Source organism: Polaribacter sp. (assembly GCF_051251875.1).
Classification (GTDB): Bacteria; Bacteroidota; Bacteroidia; order Flavobacteriales; family Flavobacteriaceae; genus Polaribacter.
Genome location: NZ_JBPOGL010000007.1, coordinates 123,405 through 140,321 on the forward strand (window position 1 = coordinate 123,405; position 16,917 = coordinate 140,321).

Sequence of the window (16,917 nt, forward strand, 5' to 3'; positions counted from 1 at the left end):
ATTAGTTACTTTAGATTTTAAAATAGCGTCTTATTTTTGTAATAAAAATAATGAAATCACTTACAATTATCCTCGCAATTGCCTTTCTATTTGGTTGCCAAGATTCTAAAAAACCCACTTATTCTAAGAAGAGTAGTGTTTTAGAAACTCAAGAACATGCTGGTAAAAAGTTACTAGAAACAAACTGTTACGTGTGCCACAACCCAACAACGCCAGAAGAAAATAGAATTGCGCCACCTATGATTGCTATAAAAAAGCGTTATTTAATGGGCAATAGTGCTAAAGAAGCATTTATAAAGTCGATGCAAGATTTTATTAAAAATCCAACTGAAGAAAATGCAATTATGTACGGTGCTGTAAAACGTTTTGGTGTGATGCCCAAACAAGCTTTTCCTGAAGAAACTATAGAACAAATTGCAGATTATCTCTTTAATTTTGACATTGAAAAACCAGCGTGGTTTGAAGAGCATTATAATAAACAGCACGGAAAAGGTAATGGAAATGGAAATGGAAACCGCAAAGGAATGGGAAATAACAAGGGGCAAGGAATGCAAAAACAGCTACAAGGAAATAATTTTACAAATTTACCTTATAATGAAAGAGGTTTAAAATATGCTTTATCTACAAAAGCAGTTTTGGGCAAAAACTTAATGGGAAAAATTCAAAAAGAAGGAACCTTGGCTGCCTTAAAATTTTGTAATGTACAAGCATTACCTTTAACAGACAGCATGTCTGTTGCGCACAAAGCTACCATAAAACGAGTTTCTGACAAACCTAGAAATACAAAAAACAGAGCAACTACAAAAGAAAACGAATATATCACTATTTTTAAAGAAGATATTAAAGCAAACCAAGAGTCAGAACCAATTGTTGTAGAAGCTACTAATAATGTAAAAGTGTATTACCCTATTAAAACAAATAATATGTGTTTGCAATGTCACGGAAAACCAACTACAGAGATTAAAACCAATACATTAGCGCAACTAAATACCTTATATCCAAAAGACATGGCAATTGGTTATAGCGAGAATGAAGTTAGAGGAATTTGGAGTATTACTTTTCAAAAATAATTATATAAAAGCACTTAGGCATGAGCAATTTTTCAGAAATTATACATCAAGACAAACCGGTTTTAATAGATTTTTTTGCAGAATGGTGCGGACCTTGTAAAACTATGAGTCCTATTTTAAAAGAAGTTAAAGATGCTTTAGGAGACACAATTTCTATTATTAAAATTGATGTTGATAAAAACCAACCTTTAGCAGCAAAATATCAAGTTAAAGGTGTACCAACTTTAATTTTATTTAAATCTGGCAAACAAGTTTGGAGACAATCTGGTGTTGTTCAGAAAAAAGATTTGATTTCTATTGTAAATAATAATCGGGGGATTTAATTATTTTCAATAGCATTTAAGGAAAGCATCTGAATAATACCAGGTGCTTTTTTTATTCAGCAATACAGTCTAAACTATAAAAACCACCACAGTTTTCAGTTCTTTTTTTAGAAAATTGCGTAATTAAATATGCCGTTGTAATTAAGTTTCTTAATTCGCATAAATCTACAGAAAGCTCAGAATGATCATACAAGCGTTTGTTGTCTTCATAAAGTACGCGTAATTTTTTTTCGGCACGTTTTAAACGTTCGTTAGAACGTACAATACCCACATAATTAGTCATAATAGTTTTCACTTCATTTCTATCATGAGTAATTAATATTTTTTCCATGTTTTTAATAACACCTTTGTCATTCCAAACAGGAATATCTTTGGGCATTTTAGCTTTATTATATTTTTTAGAAACATTTAAAAAAGCGTTATGGGCATAAACAAGTCCTTCTAATAAAGAATTAGAAGCCAATCTATTTCCGCCATGTAAACCCGATCTGGTTACCTCGCCACAAGCGTATAATTTCTTAATAGATGTTTTCGCTTTTTTGTTCACATTTACACCTCCACAAATATAATGAGATGCTGGTACAACCGGAATATAATCTTTGGTAACGTCTATATTTAAAGAAGCACATTTTTCTGTAATATTCGGAAAATGCTCTTTAAATTTATCCATATCTAAATGCGTACAATCTAAATACACATGTGGTTTTCCACTCTTTTTTAATTCGTTATCTATGGCTCTTGCCACAATATCTCTAGAGGCCAATTCTTCTCTTTCGTCATATTTATGCATAAAGAAATTACCATTGTAGTCTCTTAATTTAGCACCAAAACCTCTAACCGCTTCAGAAATTAAAAAAGCAGGATATTCTCCAGGATTGTATAATGCCGTTGGATGAAACTGAATAAATTCCATTTCAGAAATTTCTGCTTTTGCTCTATAAGCAATTCCTATTCCGTCTCCTGTTGCCACAGCAGGATTAGTAGTTGTTTCATACACTTGACCATTTCCTCCAGAAGCTAAAATTGTAAACTTGCTTATAAAGGTTTTTACTATCTGATTTTTTTCATCTAAAACATAAGCACCATCACAAGATATTTTACTATTTCGTTTTGTTTTTCTCTTTTTTGTTTGATGCTCTGTAATTAAATCAATAGCATAATGATAGGTTAAAAAAGAGATATTAGAAAGCGCATTCACTTGGGCTAATAAAGCGCGCTCAATTTCTGCACCAGTAATATCTGTATGATGTAAAATTCTATTTTGAGAATGACCTCCTTCTCTACCTAAATCATAATCACCGTTTTTGTTTTCATCAAATTGTGTTCCCCAATTTATGAGTTCTTGCAATCTGTCTGGTGCGTCTTTTACAACCATTCTTACAACTTCTTCATCACACAAACCATCACCGGCAATTAAAGTGTCATTGATATGCTGTTCAAAAGTATCTACGGTTTTATTGTAAACTGTTGCAATACCGCCTTGTGCATATTTTGTATTAGACTCACTTTGTTCGTCTTTAGTAACAATTGTAATTTTGGCTTCCGGAAATTTTATTGCAGTTTTTAAAGCAAAAGTTAATCCAGAAATACCAGAACCAATTACTAAAAAATCGGTAGAAATTATGTTTTTATCGGGTAACATTTTAAGGCGTTATTTAGAAAGTTCTAACATTCTGTTGATTGGAATAATTGCTTTTTTTGCCAATTCTGTTTCCACTTCTATGTTAGGTAATTCGTGTTTTAAACACAAATACAATTTTTTCATTGTATTCATTTTCATGTATGCACACTCGCTACAAGCACAAGTATTGTCTTCTTTTGCTGGCGCAGGAATAATTATTTTATCAGGATTTTCTTGCATCATTTCAAACAAAATACCAGCCTCTGTAGCTACAATAAATTTGTTTTTATCGCTGTTTTTTACATGATTTAAAAGTCCGGATGTAGAGCCAATATATTTGGCAACTTTAAGCATGTGTGCCTCCGATTCTGGATGCGCAATTAACTCAGCATCTGGATGTTCTTTGTACAAATCTATCAATTTTTCCATAGAAAAAGCTTCATGCACCATACATGCGCCATCCCAAAGTAACATTTCTCTTCCTGTTTCTTTATTTAAATAAGCGCCTAAATTTCTATCTGGTGCAAAAATAATAGGTTGGTCTTTTGGCAATGAATCAATTATTTTTCTAGCGTTAGAAGATGTACAAACGTAATCGCTTAAGGCTTTAATTTCTGCAGAACAATTTATATAAGTTACAACAATATGATCTGGATGTTGTTTTTTGAATTCTGAAAAAGATGCTGGCGGACAAGAATCTGCCAAAGAACAACCCGCTAATAAATCTGGTAAAAGCACCTTTTTAGTAGGATTTAAAATCTTTGCCGTTTCTGCCATAAAATGAACTCCTGCAAAAACAATAATATCTGCATCCGTTTTGGCAGCTTGCTGCGCTAACGCCAAACTATCACCTACAAAATCTGCAATTTCTTGAATTTCATCTATTTGATAATAATGCGCCAAAATAACTGCATTTTTCTCTTTTTTTAGCTTTAAAATTTCTTCTAAATAATTAATATTAGGAGTTTCAATATCTAAAAATCCTTTTTTAGTTAGATTTTTCTTTGCAGCATCTAAAGTTTCCATAAAAAGTGTTTATTTTGAACTAGACTACAAATATAAACTCTATTTTGTAGCTAGTAAAATGATTACCGTTATTCTATGAAATTATAACTATAATGCAAAAAATGTTGAATTTATCGGAAAATTTTTGGGAAAATAAGTACAAAACAAATAAGATTGGTTGGGATTTAGGAGTCATTTCTCCGCCTTTAAAATCTTATTTTGATCAATTAACCAATAAAAATTTAAAAATATTGATTCCCGGTGGTGGAAATTCTTATGAAGCAGAGTATCTTTTTAGCAAGGGTTTTAAAAATATTTTTGTGGTTGATGTTTCTAAACTGCCTTTAGAAAACATCTTAAAGAGAGTTCCTGGTTTTCCATCATCGCAATTAATTCATGCTAATTTTTTTGATGTTTATGATTCTTTTGATTTAATTATTGAACAAACTTTTTTTTGTGCAATACATCCTGATTTACGAGAAAAATATGCTTCTAAAATAAATGATCTGTTGCATAATAAAGGCAAATTAATAGGCTTATTTTTTGACGCAAAACTCAATGAAGATCATCCACCTTTTGGTGGAAATAAAAAAGAATACGAAACGTATTTTAAACCTTATTTTTCTTTAGATGTTTTTGAAAAGTGTTACAATTCTTATCATAACAGACAAGAAATGGAGTTGTTTGTAAAGTTTGTGAAGAAATAGAAATTACATCCTTTTTTTAGAGTTAAATTTTAAACAAAACCTAAAAGATTTTTTAAAATCTTTTAGGTTTGTATGTTCCTTTTTCCTAAAACTTATACTGTAAAAAAGCAGAGAAATTACGTCCTGGTTCTGTAATTGGAGTTCTTCCAAAATTGGCCTGATTTGTAAATGAAAAGTTTAAATGACTGTTATATCCTTTGTCAAATACATTTAAAACAGCAATACCTAAAGTAACATTTTTAATAGGTATTCCTCCAAAACGAAGGTCTAATGTTTGGTAACCTTCGGTTGATGTTTCTCCAAAACTTTCAGAAATATTATCTTGCTTAGAAACCAAATTATATTGCGCATTTGCCCAAATATTTTCCTTCTCAAATCCTAAAGTAAAATTGGTGGTAAAAGGCGGAGTTAACGGTAAAGATTCATCTAAATCGTTATTTTTTGTATACACATAAGAAAACTCCGTTTTAAAATTATAATTGTCTAAAAAATCTACTCTAGCCATGGCTTCGAAACCAGTTTTGTAAGCTACGTCTAAATTTTGAAAAACTTTTACATCTGTTGGTGCTACAGTAGGATTAAACTTTTTTGTAATGGTTGGATCTACAATTCCTACAATATAGTTTTCGAAATAAGAATAGTAAACAGAAGTATTAAACTGAAAACTATTAAAACCATTTTTAAGTTCTTCAAACCCTTTAATTCCAACTTCAAATTGATTGTTTACTTCTGCTTTTAAATCTGGGTTTCCTACATATTCATACGGATCTTGTCCCACAGTAAAATGGTTTATAAAACGCTCTATCATGTTTGCCGTTCTAACGCCACGGCCATAAGCAGCTTCTAAAGTATAAGTGTCTGAAATCATTTTTTTAATAGAAATGTTTCCGCTAAAAGTATGTTCTGTACGTTTTTTTAAATCATACATGGCTGCAAAATCTGCTTCTGGGTCTTTAATGTCAGACGTTACATTGTCATATCGAATACCTGTTGTAAGAATGGTATTTTCTGCCAAACTATATTTTGCTTCGGTAAAAAAACCAAGATCTATAATTTGTGAATCTTGCCAAGTTTTATCGTTAAAAACCATTGGAGTTGGTAACGTGGTTCCATTCATCACCTTTACCGTTCTTATTCTTCCACCATCTCTTGCAATACTCATTACATCTATTCCAGAATACATGTTTAATGCTTTAGAAGGTTGCCAGTTCAACTCAATTTTACCACCAATTGTTGTAGCTTCAACAGAAGAAGCGGCTTCCATCATCATAAAAGAAGGTCGGTTGGTATTGGTCATTAAATGATCTACATAACTATGGTATCCTTTTACCGAAATAGATTTTAGAACCTCAGCAATATTTTCTATTTTATAATCAACAGAAAGAATACTACTGTCGTCATATTCAGTGTCCATTGGTAAAGCAGCGTGTAAAACATCTCGCCCAAAAGATTGTCTCCAATCTACTTTTAAACGTTGGTTTTGAGTGAAATTATACCCAACTTTAATTCCATAATCTGAGCTTTTAAAAGAAGACGGAATGGTGGTTCCAAATCCATCTTTATAGTTTCCGAAATCTCTGTAACCAACATTGGCAACAATGTCAAATTTTTTATTGATGTATTGCAGTTCTGCCAAATTAACCAGCGAGTTTCCATTACTTTCAAATCCTGCAGAAACCTTACCATGAAAACCATAATCATCATAATTTGGTTTTTGAGTTACCAAGTTAATAATTCCACCAAAAGTTGCTCCATATCTAACCGTATAAGGTCCTTTAATAATTTCAATTTTCGAAATATCTTCCGGAATTATATGCGTTGTTATCGGATCCATTCTGTTTGGGCAAGCATGCATTGCTTTTGTACCACCATCATATTGAATGTTTAATTGTTCGTATTGGGCGCCTCTAAAAGAAGGGTCTATGGCATAATTACCTCTTTTAATTACCGAGAAACCATTAATGTTATTAAATAAATCGGCAACATTTTTAGGTTGCACTATTTTTTTAGCATATCTATTAGCTATAGAACTAAATACAGGGTCTTTTTTGGTTTTTCCTGTAATAATTACTTCATCTAGTTGTACTGTTTTTTGTTTAGTACTATCTTTTTTAGACATTACTTTTTCTTGACTATATGATGTAGCCGAAATTAGCGCGCATAAAAGCACACTGTAAAATATTTTCATCTTTAATTGTTTTATTTTTAAGTATTTATTTTTTATAGAAGTTCTATAAAATGAAAAAAACAATTATGCGTTTGGCGGATGAAAACAGTTAGTTAATAATTTAAAATTATAGAGGTTTGAATATTGAAAAGTAGGTTTGTTGATAAAGATATTTTTAGTGAAATGAAAAGATGATATTTTTTGATTGTATACTAATACATCTTTAAAATCGATACCTTGAATGGGTTGATTTTTTTCTTCGTTTGTGGTTTTTGTAACCTTCTTTAAATGACACTTACCATTACATTCTAAGGCTGGTTTGTCTTTGTTTTCGCAAAAAGTTTCAATAAACCCTTCGGTATCTATATTATAATAGATGTATGTTAAAGATACTCTTAAACTATTATAGAGTATAAGAGTGCTGAATAATATAGAGAAAATGAGTTTCCAATTTTTCACAAACACAAAATTAAAAGATAAAAGTATCTTTTTTTATGATTTTTATCATTAAAAGCTGCTATTGCTTTTAATCTAGATTAACACCGCAAAGTAAATCAATATTTATGAATTCTGTGCTACTTCTGTTACAAAAAAGAAGCTAAGTATTGCATAATTTTACGGTATAAAAGTTAAAATAATATCATTATGAATACTCAAGAAACAACGCTAGAACAAGAAAAATTTGCCATGCCAAGAATTGGTGATAAAGCACCTCAATTTACAGCAACTACCACACAAGGAGAAATTAATTATCCTTCAGATTATAAAGGCAAATGGTCTATATTATTTAGCCATCCAGCAGATTTTACACCAGTTTGCACCTCAGAATTTATGACATTTGCGCATTTAGAAGAAAAATTTGAAAAAGCAAATTGTAGTTTAATAGGATTGTCTATTGATGGTTTATACAGCCATATTGCGTGGTTAAGAACCATTAAAGATAAAATTGAATTTAACGGAATGAAAAACATAGAAGTGAAGTTTCCTTTAATAGAAGATATTTCTATGAATGTTGCCAAAAAATACGGAATGATTCAACCGGGAGAAAGCAAAACACAAGCCGTTAGAGCCGTTTTCTTTGTAGATCCTAATGAAACCGTTAGAGCAATAATTTATTACCCATTAAGTTTAGGACGTAATTTTGATGAATTATACAGAGCGCTAATTGCCATGCAAACTTCAGATAAATTTAATGTGGCAACACCAGCAGATTGGAATCCTGGTGATGATGTAATTGTATCTCCTGCCGGATCTTGTGGTGTTGCAGAAGAAAGAATGTCATCTTCCGAAGAATTAGATTGTAAAGATTGGTTTTTCTGCACTAAAAAACTAGATAAAGATTTGGTACTGAGCAAAATTCTTAAAAAATAATTCTCCATTTTTTTTAAAGAGGCTGTTTTGTTTAAGACAGCCTCTTTTGTAATATAAGTTACAGATAGCTTTTATTAAAGGCTATAAATTTGACCTATAATTTTTTTATAATGGGAAAAGAACATTTTTATCAAGTAAAAGTAAATTGGGAAGAACAAAGAAAAGGATTGCTTTCTTCTGATGTTTTAGATGAAACGATTACAATTGCTACACCCCCAGAATTTCCGAAAGGAGAAGCAAATATTTGGACTCCAGAACATTATTTTGTGGCAGCAATTAATGGGTGTTTAATGACTACGTTTTTAGCGGTAGCAGAAAATTTTAAACTCAATTTTGTAAATTTTGAATCAAATGCAGTGGGAAAACTAGAAATGATAGACCGTAAATTTATGATGAGTGAAGTGGTTTTAAAACCAATAGTTACAATTTCTAACCAAGCCGATATTGCCTTGGCTAAAAAAGTGGTAGAAAAATCAGAAAACGTCTGTTTAATATCTAATTCTGTTACCTCAAAAATTACATTAGAAATTACAATTCAAGTAAAAAAAGACTAAAAACTTATGTAAAAACAAGATAAGTTAAGGTCTAAATTACTTATTTTTATTGCATTTTTAAGAAACAAAAATAATACTACAATTAATAAGATTTTCTATGGAAGATATGCTCTTTTATGATCGATTGCAATTTGCATTCACCATTACATTTCACTATATATTTCCGCAATTAACAATGGGTTTATCTTTGTTAATTGTTTTTTTTAAATGGAGATATTTAAGGAATAATAATGAACAATATAACAATGCTGCTAAATTTTTAATGAGAATTTTTGCTATTAATTTTACCATGGGTGTTGTAACTGGTATTCCGATGGAATTTCAATTTGGTACCAATTGGGCAAAATTTTCTGAATTAACAGGAGGTATTATTGGTCAAACTTTAGCAATGGAAGGAATGTTTTCTTTCTTTTTAGAATCGTCTTTTTTAGCACTCTTTATTTTTGGTGAAAAGTTAATGGGACAAAAATTACACTTCTTAACAGGGTTTCTAGTTTTTCTTGGTTCTTGGGCAAGTGGTTGGCTAATTTTAGCAACCAATGCCTGGATGCAACACCCTGTGGGTTATGAAATTTTAGAGAACGGTAAATTTGTATTAGAAAACTTTTCTGCACTTTTTACAAATCCTTGGTTGTTACCTGCTTTTTTACACAATCAATTTGCATCTGTGGTAACATCTTCCTTTGTAGTAGCCAGTATTGGTGCTTTTTATATTTTAAGAAAAAAACAAGTAGAATACGGGAAATTATTTTTAAAAACAGGCGTAATTTTCGGATTAGTATCTAGCCTTTTAGTTGCTTTTCCAACAGGAGATTGGAATGCTAAAAACGTTGCTAAATATCAACCAGCGGCTTTTGCAGCAATGGAAGGTATTTTTGAAACCGAAGAAGCTGGATCAGAAATTGTATTAATTGGTCAGCCAAATATGGTAGACAAAAAGCTAGACAATAAAATTGCGGTTCCTAATATTTTAAGTTTTTTAACGCATCAAGATTGGAATAAACAAATTCCTGGAATGGATCAATTTAAAGAAGAAGAATTGCCAGACAATATTCCGGCTCTTTATTATTCCTATCACATAATGGTGGGTTTAGGCACCATATTTATTGGTGTTATGGCTTTAGCGCTATTCTTTCTATGGCGAAAAAAATTGTACTCATTTAAACCATTACTTTGGTTTATTATGTTTTTAGTTCCGTTTCCGTACATTGCAAATCTTACAGGATGGTACACGGCAGAATTAGGAAGACAACCTTACTTGGTATATGGCTTGTTAAAAACAAGCGATGGTATTTCGCCAACAGTATCCTCTGGTAATACTTTATTTACCTTATTAGGTTTTGTTGCATTATATATGTTATTAGGACTCTTATTTTTAGTTTTAGTTGGTAAAACAATTAACGAAGGTCCAAAACTTCAAAAACATTAAACTATGGAAATATTTTGGTACATTACAATAGCAACTGTTTTAGGTATCTTTTTTGTATTAGACGGATACGATTTTGGAACAGGAATTATTCATTTATTTTTTGCTAAAAAAGAAAAAGACAAAGAAGTAATTGCAAAATCTGCAGGTTTATTTTGGGATTCTAATGAAGTGTGGTTAGTGGCTGCAGGTGGCATGCTTTTTATGGCTTTTCCAACATTTTACGCGTCTGTTTTTAGCGGTTTTTATCTGCCATTAATTATTGTGTTATGGCTAATTATTTTTAGAGCAATTGGCTTAGAATTTAGAAGTCAGTTTAACTACCAAATGTGGAAAGACATTTGGGATGTTTCCTTTGGTGTTTCTAGTTTATTATTGGCTTTATTTTTTGGTATTGCATTAGGTAATATTGTAAGAGGTGTTAATTTAGGTGTTGTAGAAAACGGAATATCTGCGCACGAACGACATTATTTTTTCTTACCATTATGGGATAGTAGTTTTAGCCCTTTATCTCAACACCCCGGAATTATAGATTGGTTTACCATTATTATTGGGTTAATTTCTGTGGTTACTCTTACCATTCATGGTGCTAATTGGGTTATTTTAAAAACCAATTCTACCATAAACAAAAAGCTTAAAGGTGTTATTTTTAAGTTGAATATTGCATTGGCATTACTTACGGTTTTTTCTTTATTTGTTTGGCAAATTGTGAATCCTAATTCTTTGAATAATTTTGTAGACAAACCTTATTTACTTGTATTTCCGGTAATTTATCTTACAGGATTAATTGGCTTGTTTTTTATCAAAAAAATTAAAAAAGATATTCATGCATTTTGGTTATCAACTTTATTAATTTTAGGAGGAATTACATCTTCTTTAGCTTCTTTATTTCCGGTAATTTTACCGTCTGTAAATTCTGTAAACGACCCATTAACCATCTACAATACTGCCGCATCAGAATATGGTTTATCCGTTGCGATTACGTGGGGAATTATAGGTTTTATTTTACTTATAATTTATGCAATTATTCAAAAAAGATTAATGGGTGGTAAAGTAGATAACATGGATTACGGACATTAGTCTAAACCTATTCTTATGACAGAAACATTCATTTCATTACTGAGTATTGTAATAGGAATAATTGGAGCAATTTGTACCCCTATTCTTTTTAAAAAATATTCATTTGGAATTGTAGGAAACACCATTGCAGGAGTTTTTGGAAGTATTTTTCTAATAAAGTTTTTTGGAAGATTGGGTTTTAACCCGCAATCAATCATGCAAAACGGTACATTTCATGGTTTTCTTTTTAGTATAAATTGTGTAGTTTCGTTTTTAGGAGGCGCACTAGCACTCGTTTGTATTCATCTGATAAAAAGTAAATTAAACAAATAATAAGTTCTATTATTAATAGTTGGGGGTAATTAAAATGAGAAAGAAACTTCACATATTAACAATTATATTTTTAATCCTAGCTAGTAAGTTAATTGGACAAAATTTAGATGGAATTTGGTTGTCTTCTCACTTCCTAGAAACAACAAAACGAAACATTCCATATAAATCTGATTCAATTTTCACAAAAGCATATTTACTTTTAGATTTTATTGACAAAGAAAATGTAATAATTAAAGGTTTAGGGAAAGATAAAGAATTTGGAAAGTTTTCGATTACTAATAATAACATTAGAATTAAAGTTGGCAATGATTCAATAGAAGGAATATTTACAGAAAAGGATTTAATATTTACTCTAATGGATACTCTCAATTCTATTAAGCAAATTTATCTTAGAAGAATAAAGAATTCGAAATTAAGAAAAAATGAAATCCCAGACAGATCGAGATTCTTTAATTCCAGTTGGAAAATTGAATCAGCATCTAAATCCAAAAACTATGGCATAAATTTTAATTTTGCACATAAAGATAGTCTTGATTATTTAGAAAAAAACATCGTCTTAATTACAAAAAATAAAGGTTTATATGGCTATACAGAAATTGGAAATTACACTCTTGATTTTTATAAAAATCATTTATTTTTAGGTGTTTCGAACAGAGATAAACTTAAAGAAAACGTTTATCATATTTATAAATTAGAAAATGAAATATTTTATGCAGAGACGTATGAAGATTCCTATTCGTTTACAAAACCTCTTATAATCAATAATATTAAAATCAAAAAATTAGAATATCTAACAATAAACCAGCAAAAAGATATAAAATCTAAATTAAATGGAAAATGGAAAGCAATCAATAACCCAATACCATTTGATACAATAGGCTCACAATATGAAAAATTTGAAAACCAATCATTCGAATTAACATTCCAAAAAAAAGGTAAATTTAAATTAATGAAAAAAGGAATTTTTATTAATGAAAATTTAAAAGAAGTTTCTAAAACTGTTATTACAAAAGGTAAATGGGAAATTAGTAAAACTGGCAATTATATTAAAATAAAAACAAATAATGGTTGGGAAAAATACATTACAATTGAGAAATTATCAAATAACCGTTTGAATATATTTTATGACGTAAAAGCTTTAGAGGAAAAATCACACTTTTATTACAGAACATTGATTGAGTTAATAAAATAAACTACCCCCAACACCTTGTAAAAAATTGCTATATTTGGTTTAAACTAAAACTTGTTGCTTTTCTGCACACTTCTGAATTTCCGCTGAAAATTCCTCGTTCACAAAACCGCAACTTTCCATACAAAACAACGTTGTCATCAAGCTTAAAAATGTACTACGAACTACATAAAGAATTAAGTATCCAAACTGCGCTGCTTCAGTTCTATTGTTTTTTAACAAGAGGCTTCTTTTCTGAAACTGAATTTATTTCTCATTTTGATTACGGAAATGAGAATATTGAACAGATTCATAATATGGCTAATCCCGAAAAATGGAACGGTGATTATTCGGTAATAACTAATCGGATTTCTAAAACTAAAGAAATAGTAATAGAAGCAAAATCCTATCTAAAATGGTCTCAAATATGTCCTGACAAAAAAATAGCTGAGTTTATGAATAAAAATCCGGATTTTTATGAAGATGGTATTTCTGTCAAGGATTTAAATGAAATATTTGATATTAGTGAGGTTCTTGAAAATGGCTATATGTTTCACGATAGTTTTCACGGATATCCAAAAAAACACCTTTATCGCTTCGGAGTTGACTGTTTAGATTTTCTTTATTCAGCAAGTTATTTCTACAACGAAGGTTTTGATTATTTCAACAATCGCTTAACCAAAAAATCCTTTTCAGAAATGAACAAATTGCCTTCTGCGGAAATGAAAAGAATTCAATCAAAAGAAGAAATGATGTTTCGGAGTTTTAGAGAGTCATTTATCAATTTTATATTTTTTGTTGAAAGCTTTATAAATTCTGTTGGTTATGACGCGTATCTTAAAGGAAAAGGAACTGATGAAACAGAAAAGGACAGGCTGAAAGGAATTAAATCTGTTAATCAACGAAATGGATTTAAAACTTATTTGTCAATGAAAGATAAGATTAAAGAGTATTCAAGAATAATAAGCGGAACGGAATTAGACGTAAATAATGATATATTTAAGAATTACATAAACGATTGTGTCGAATTAAGGAATCAATATGTTCATTCATCACCTGCAAAAGGTAAAATCAAAATCAGTTTAGACGAATGGAAAAGAAAGTGTGACTTAATGATTGACAAACAATGTTTTGAGGTTTTAGAAACTTTTTGGAATGGTTGTTATCCTGAAAAACAATTTCCAGTTATCATTTTCAACGAATTAAATGGGAGTTCATTTAAAGGCAGGTTAGGAAAAATGATGATTGTGAGAAAAGCCAGATACCAATAACTAAGTATTCGGCTCGCCGATAGGCCAGAGCTGAATATTGTGTTGACGAAGTTGGCAGAATATGTCTCTTATGGGGAAAACACGCTCACTCAACTGGAAATTATTGAGCAGCTTTTCTTGATAGTTTTTCTTGCCTTGCATTACTAAATATACAAAATTTCTGTATCTTTAACAAGTAGTTGTGCAACAGCACCCGTGTAAAAAAAATTGATAAATTTATTGCTTCACCAAAGGCAGCTGCTTTTTTGCTCAATTCAGATTTTCCGGTGGAAAATCCTCGCGAACAAAACCGCAACTTTTCCTACACAAACAGGTTGGCAGTAATTAAAAAAAAACCGAGCTAACTTCAAAAAAACAACCATAATACAGAAAACAGTAAATCAAATTAAAAAAAATAACCGAAATTCACAAAATCTAAAAAAACTGACTATGGCAACATTTGAAATTAAAACAAAAGAAAAAATGAATGTAAATGGAGAATTCGTAGATAAAGGATTGTCCATACAAATTAGTACAATGAATTCAAATCCATTTGATGACGTTGAAAAAATTCATAAAGCATTTATGAGAGTTCACGGATTAGATTTAAAATCTGCTGGATATTTAAATATGGGGTATTTAAGCTACAAGAATATTTAGCAACTTAAATAAAAATTACGAAAATTTTCTACTAAATAAAATCAACATTTTATGAATCATAAAGAAATAACACAAACCAACATAGATAATAATTTTAAAAATATTATAGATTGTATTATAAAAAAAGCTCAAGTGCTTTCAGTGAATTCTACAATAATAAACAGAAGAGAATTAGTTGATTATATAAATTTAACCCTTAATATACATATTAAAGAAAGTGCTCACATAAAGAAACTCATTAAAACTGCATACGAAAAATCTTCTTATTCGAAAAGTATCCAAGAGGCTTTAGTAAATAACATACTAGAAAATGACGAAAAAAACAGTGTTTACAATCCTGCTAGAGTTGATGATAATACATTTTCATTAGACATTGAAAATCCGAATATTAATATGAACAACTTTACATTAATCACTCTTCAAAATGAAAAGATAAATGATATTGATGGGGTTAAACTAACAGATGATGTTGTTAGGGAAATTGAGTCAATTGAAAGAGAAAAAACTATATCAATTACGGGTAGCTCAAAAGTGGAATCATATAGAGAACACGCTTTTAACATAAAAAATAATTACGAAAAACTAATTCAAACTTACGAATATGTTAAAAATATTAATTTAGATTTAATTTCTGATTTTGAGGTAACTAGAAATAGGTTAAAAATTATTAGAGAAGATTTACTAAACCTATTAATAGATTTATTTGGAGACTCAATTAAAACAACTGAACCAGATATGTTTAATTTTTCAGAAATTAATTGGAATAATTATGAAGACTCTTACCCTAAACTCGAACTTTTTTATAATGGTATAAATAACGAAATAGAAATTTTTAAAGAGTTTCATTCAGTACAAATGAGAGCAATATCTGTCGCTGGAAAAGACGGATTTAAAAGTTTTCTAAATTCAGCAGATAATATTTCTAAAACAAATGGTAGATTAACAAAATCAGATGTTAAAGGTGCTGCTGCATTTGCAGCAGGAAATATTATGCTAGAAGCAGGTCAAGCTATCTTTAAATCAAGAAGTCAATCAAAAAAAACAATTGCCCAAATTGAGCTAGATATTGAAAAGCTAAAACAAGGAATGCAATCAGATGTCGAAAAGATAATGAATGACATTTTAAAATTAGGAGAATTACACACGGAAATAAAAAATAAATTAATTCCTCAATTAGAATTATTTACAAATAGAGTTTCTGAAATTGTAATAAATAAAATATCACCTTATTATAAAAAAATTATTGAAAATAAAGAATTAAAAGAATTAAGGAATAATAATTTAAACTTAACAATTGAAAAAAGAGAAATAAAAGAAGAATTTATTGATAAACATAAACAAGTTAAATATCATGAATATATGTTTACTGAACTTTCAACTTTAGTAAAAAATCAAGTATATGAATACAATTATGTTAATTCTTTATTTCCAGAAGAACCTAATTGGTTTTATAAAATAGTTTCGCCTACCAATTCAAAAAAATTATATAATCAAACATTAGAAGATTGGAATATATATTGCAAACCTTTTATTGAAAATCACATTTTTTTAAAAGAAAGTATAAAAACAGAAGTTCAATTAAAAAACACGGCTAACGAAGATTTACAAAAATTATCTGAAAGGGAAAATTTTATAACAATTGAATTAAAACAAAATTCTGAAAAAATTAATAATATTTTTAAAAGTTCAAATGAATCAAAAGAGGAACTAAAAAATTTATTAGAAGCTGTCAAAGAAGTTTCTGTTAGTTCAAAAAGTGTTTTAGAAATAAATATTTCAAGAGATCTATTTTAATATTATGGAAAAAAAAATAATTTCATCAAAAGAAATAGATTTCTTGAATATAGATAAGAACAAGCTATTATTATTAAATAATATCAATAGTATTGCAAATGAAGTTATACTTAACAATGAGAATAAAGAAAAAATCATTGATTTACTTATGCAAAAGATAAATAATAAAGAAAATTTAAAATCTTTTAGCGATAATCAAAAAAGAAGTATTATTGAAACAGGTTTAACAATTATACTAAATATAATTAGTACCGAAGCTTTAAAACAAGAAAAAAAAATCATCCAAAAGCAGAATATAATAAATCAAAATATATTTTTAAAGAAATACACTGAATAGTTTAGCCCCTTAATAGTTCGGAGTGATATTTTAAATTTCAAAACTAATATATTTGAGATATGAAATACAAGA

General features: G+C 29.4%; 17 protein-coding genes. 13 read left to right on the forward strand and 4 right to left on the reverse strand.

From position 1 onward, the window contains the following. Positions 1-50: 50 nt before the first annotated feature. Together ACSHW5_RS05495 and trxA are read left to right on the forward strand one after the other, a co-directional pair. Positions 51-1,070: a c-type heme family protein gene (locus ACSHW5_RS05495; RefSeq protein WP_435675104.1), complete on the forward strand. Its 1,020-nt coding sequence runs from the start codon at positions 51-53 to the stop codon at positions 1,068-1,070. 20 nt (positions 1,071-1,090) lie between these two features. Beyond that, a complete protein-coding gene (gene trxA / locus ACSHW5_RS05500; RefSeq protein ID WP_435675105.1) occupies positions 1,091-1,393 on the forward strand; it encodes a thioredoxin in 303 nt (100 codons plus the stop codon). Positions 1,394-1,445: 52 nt separating this feature from the next. Here the strand turns inward: trxA and nadB are convergent, their stop codons facing one another. After that, positions 1,446-3,035, reverse strand: coding sequence for an L-aspartate oxidase (gene nadB / locus ACSHW5_RS05505; RefSeq protein WP_435675106.1), 1,590 nt, complete (start codon positions 3,033-3,035; stop codon positions 1,446-1,448). A 9-nt stretch (positions 3,036-3,044) separates the two neighbouring features. Then, a complete protein-coding gene (gene nadA / locus ACSHW5_RS05510) occupies positions 3,045-4,040 on the reverse strand; it encodes a quinolinate synthase NadA (protein ID WP_435675107.1) in 996 nt (331 codons plus the stop codon). A gap of 104 nt (positions 4,041-4,144) precedes the next feature. Here nadA and ACSHW5_RS05515 point away from each other — a divergent pair, with 104 nt between their 5' ends. Beyond that, positions 4,145-4,726, forward strand: coding sequence for an SAM-dependent methyltransferase (locus tag ACSHW5_RS05515; RefSeq protein WP_435675123.1), 582 nt, complete (start codon positions 4,145-4,147; stop codon positions 4,724-4,726). Between the two features lie 85 nt (positions 4,727-4,811). Here the strand turns inward: ACSHW5_RS05515 and ACSHW5_RS05520 are convergent, their stop codons facing one another. Together ACSHW5_RS05520 and ACSHW5_RS05525 are read right to left on the reverse strand one after the other, a co-directional pair. Beyond that, a complete protein-coding gene (locus ACSHW5_RS05520; RefSeq protein WP_435675108.1) occupies positions 4,812-6,914 on the reverse strand; it encodes a TonB-dependent receptor domain-containing protein in 2,103 nt (700 codons plus the stop codon). A gap of 63 nt (positions 6,915-6,977) precedes the next feature. After that, complete coding sequence (locus ACSHW5_RS05525; protein WP_435675109.1) at positions 6,978-7,352, reverse strand: hypothetical protein; 375 nt, start codon at positions 7,350-7,352, stop codon at positions 6,978-6,980. 186 nt (positions 7,353-7,538) lie between these two features. Here ACSHW5_RS05525 and ACSHW5_RS05530 point away from each other — a divergent pair, with 186 nt between their 5' ends. The 10 genes from ACSHW5_RS05530 to ACSHW5_RS05575 all read left to right on the forward strand — a co-directional run bounded on the left by ACSHW5_RS05530 (position 7,539) and on the right by ACSHW5_RS05575 (position 16,845). Continuing rightward, a complete protein-coding gene (locus ACSHW5_RS05530) occupies positions 7,539-8,264 on the forward strand; it encodes a peroxiredoxin (protein WP_435675110.1) in 726 nt (241 codons plus the stop codon). A 110-nt stretch (positions 8,265-8,374) separates the two neighbouring features. Next, complete coding sequence (locus ACSHW5_RS05535) at positions 8,375-8,818, forward strand: OsmC family protein (protein ID WP_435675111.1); 444 nt, start codon at positions 8,375-8,377, stop codon at positions 8,816-8,818. 97 nt (positions 8,819-8,915) lie between these two features. Beyond that, on the forward strand, positions 8,916-10,247 hold the full coding sequence (locus tag ACSHW5_RS05540) for a cytochrome ubiquinol oxidase subunit I (RefSeq protein ID WP_435675112.1): 1,332 nt from the start codon (positions 8,916-8,918) through the stop codon (positions 10,245-10,247). A gap of 3 nt (positions 10,248-10,250) precedes the next feature. Beyond that, positions 10,251-11,324, forward strand: coding sequence for a cytochrome d ubiquinol oxidase subunit II (cydB, locus tag ACSHW5_RS05545; RefSeq protein WP_435675113.1), 1,074 nt, complete (start codon positions 10,251-10,253; stop codon positions 11,322-11,324). A 15-nt stretch (positions 11,325-11,339) separates the two neighbouring features. Further along, the gene (locus tag ACSHW5_RS05550; RefSeq protein WP_435675114.1) at positions 11,340-11,636 is read left to right on the forward strand and encodes a hypothetical protein; all 297 of its coding nucleotides are present in this window, start codon (positions 11,340-11,342) and stop codon (positions 11,634-11,636) included. 34 nt (positions 11,637-11,670) lie between these two features. After that, entirely contained in the window at positions 11,671-12,828 is a 1,158-nt protein-coding gene (locus ACSHW5_RS05555) for a hypothetical protein (protein WP_435675115.1), read from the forward strand. A 149-nt stretch (positions 12,829-12,977) separates the two neighbouring features. Then, positions 12,978-14,075: a hypothetical protein gene (locus ACSHW5_RS05560; protein ID WP_435675116.1), complete on the forward strand. Its 1,098-nt coding sequence runs from the start codon at positions 12,978-12,980 to the stop codon at positions 14,073-14,075. A gap of 429 nt (positions 14,076-14,504) precedes the next feature. Then, complete coding sequence (locus tag ACSHW5_RS05565; RefSeq protein WP_435675117.1) at positions 14,505-14,714, forward strand: DUF6140 family protein; 210 nt, start codon at positions 14,505-14,507, stop codon at positions 14,712-14,714. A 51-nt stretch (positions 14,715-14,765) separates the two neighbouring features. Next, complete coding sequence (locus ACSHW5_RS05570) at positions 14,766-16,508, forward strand: hypothetical protein (RefSeq protein WP_435675118.1); 1,743 nt, start codon at positions 14,766-14,768, stop codon at positions 16,506-16,508. Positions 16,509-16,512: 4 nt separating this feature from the next. Then, on the forward strand, positions 16,513-16,845 hold the full coding sequence (locus ACSHW5_RS05575; protein ID WP_435675119.1) for a hypothetical protein: 333 nt from the start codon (positions 16,513-16,515) through the stop codon (positions 16,843-16,845). The last annotated feature ends 72 nt before the right edge of the window (positions 16,846-16,917 follow it).

Coding starts and splice junctions, on each gene's coding strand:
- ACSHW5_RS05550 (WP_435675114.1), top strand. CDS start 11,340: ATGACAGAAACATTCATTTCATTACTGAGTATTGTAATAGGAATAATT.
- ACSHW5_RS05575 (WP_435675119.1), top strand. CDS start 16,513: ATGGAAAAAAAAATAATTTCATCAAAAGAAATAGATTTCTTGAATATA.
- nadB (WP_435675106.1), bottom strand. CDS start 3,035: ATGTTACCCGATAAAAACATAATTTCTACCGATTTTTTAGTAATTGGT.
- ACSHW5_RS05520 (WP_435675108.1), bottom strand. CDS start 6,914: ATGAAAATATTTTACAGTGTGCTTTTATGCGCGCTAATTTCGGCTACA.
- ACSHW5_RS05565 (WP_435675117.1), top strand. CDS start 14,505: ATGGCAACATTTGAAATTAAAACAAAAGAAAAAATGAATGTAAATGGA.
- ACSHW5_RS05560 (WP_435675116.1), top strand. CDS start 12,978: ATGTACTACGAACTACATAAAGAATTAAGTATCCAAACTGCGCTGCTT.
- trxA (WP_435675105.1), top strand. CDS start 1,091: ATGAGCAATTTTTCAGAAATTATACATCAAGACAAACCGGTTTTAATA.
- ACSHW5_RS05570 (WP_435675118.1), top strand. CDS start 14,766: ATGAATCATAAAGAAATAACACAAACCAACATAGATAATAATTTTAAA.
- nadA (WP_435675107.1), bottom strand. CDS start 4,040: ATGGAAACTTTAGATGCTGCAAAGAAAAATCTAACTAAAAAAGGATTT.
- cydB (WP_435675113.1), top strand. CDS start 10,251: ATGGAAATATTTTGGTACATTACAATAGCAACTGTTTTAGGTATCTTT.
- ACSHW5_RS05555 (WP_435675115.1), top strand. CDS start 11,671: ATGAGAAAGAAACTTCACATATTAACAATTATATTTTTAATCCTAGCT.
- ACSHW5_RS05495 (WP_435675104.1), top strand. CDS start 51: ATGAAATCACTTACAATTATCCTCGCAATTGCCTTTCTATTTGGTTGC.
- ACSHW5_RS05540 (WP_435675112.1), top strand. CDS start 8,916: ATGGAAGATATGCTCTTTTATGATCGATTGCAATTTGCATTCACCATT.
- ACSHW5_RS05530 (WP_435675110.1), top strand. CDS start 7,539: ATGAATACTCAAGAAACAACGCTAGAACAAGAAAAATTTGCCATGCCA.
- ACSHW5_RS05535 (WP_435675111.1), top strand. CDS start 8,375: ATGGGAAAAGAACATTTTTATCAAGTAAAAGTAAATTGGGAAGAACAA.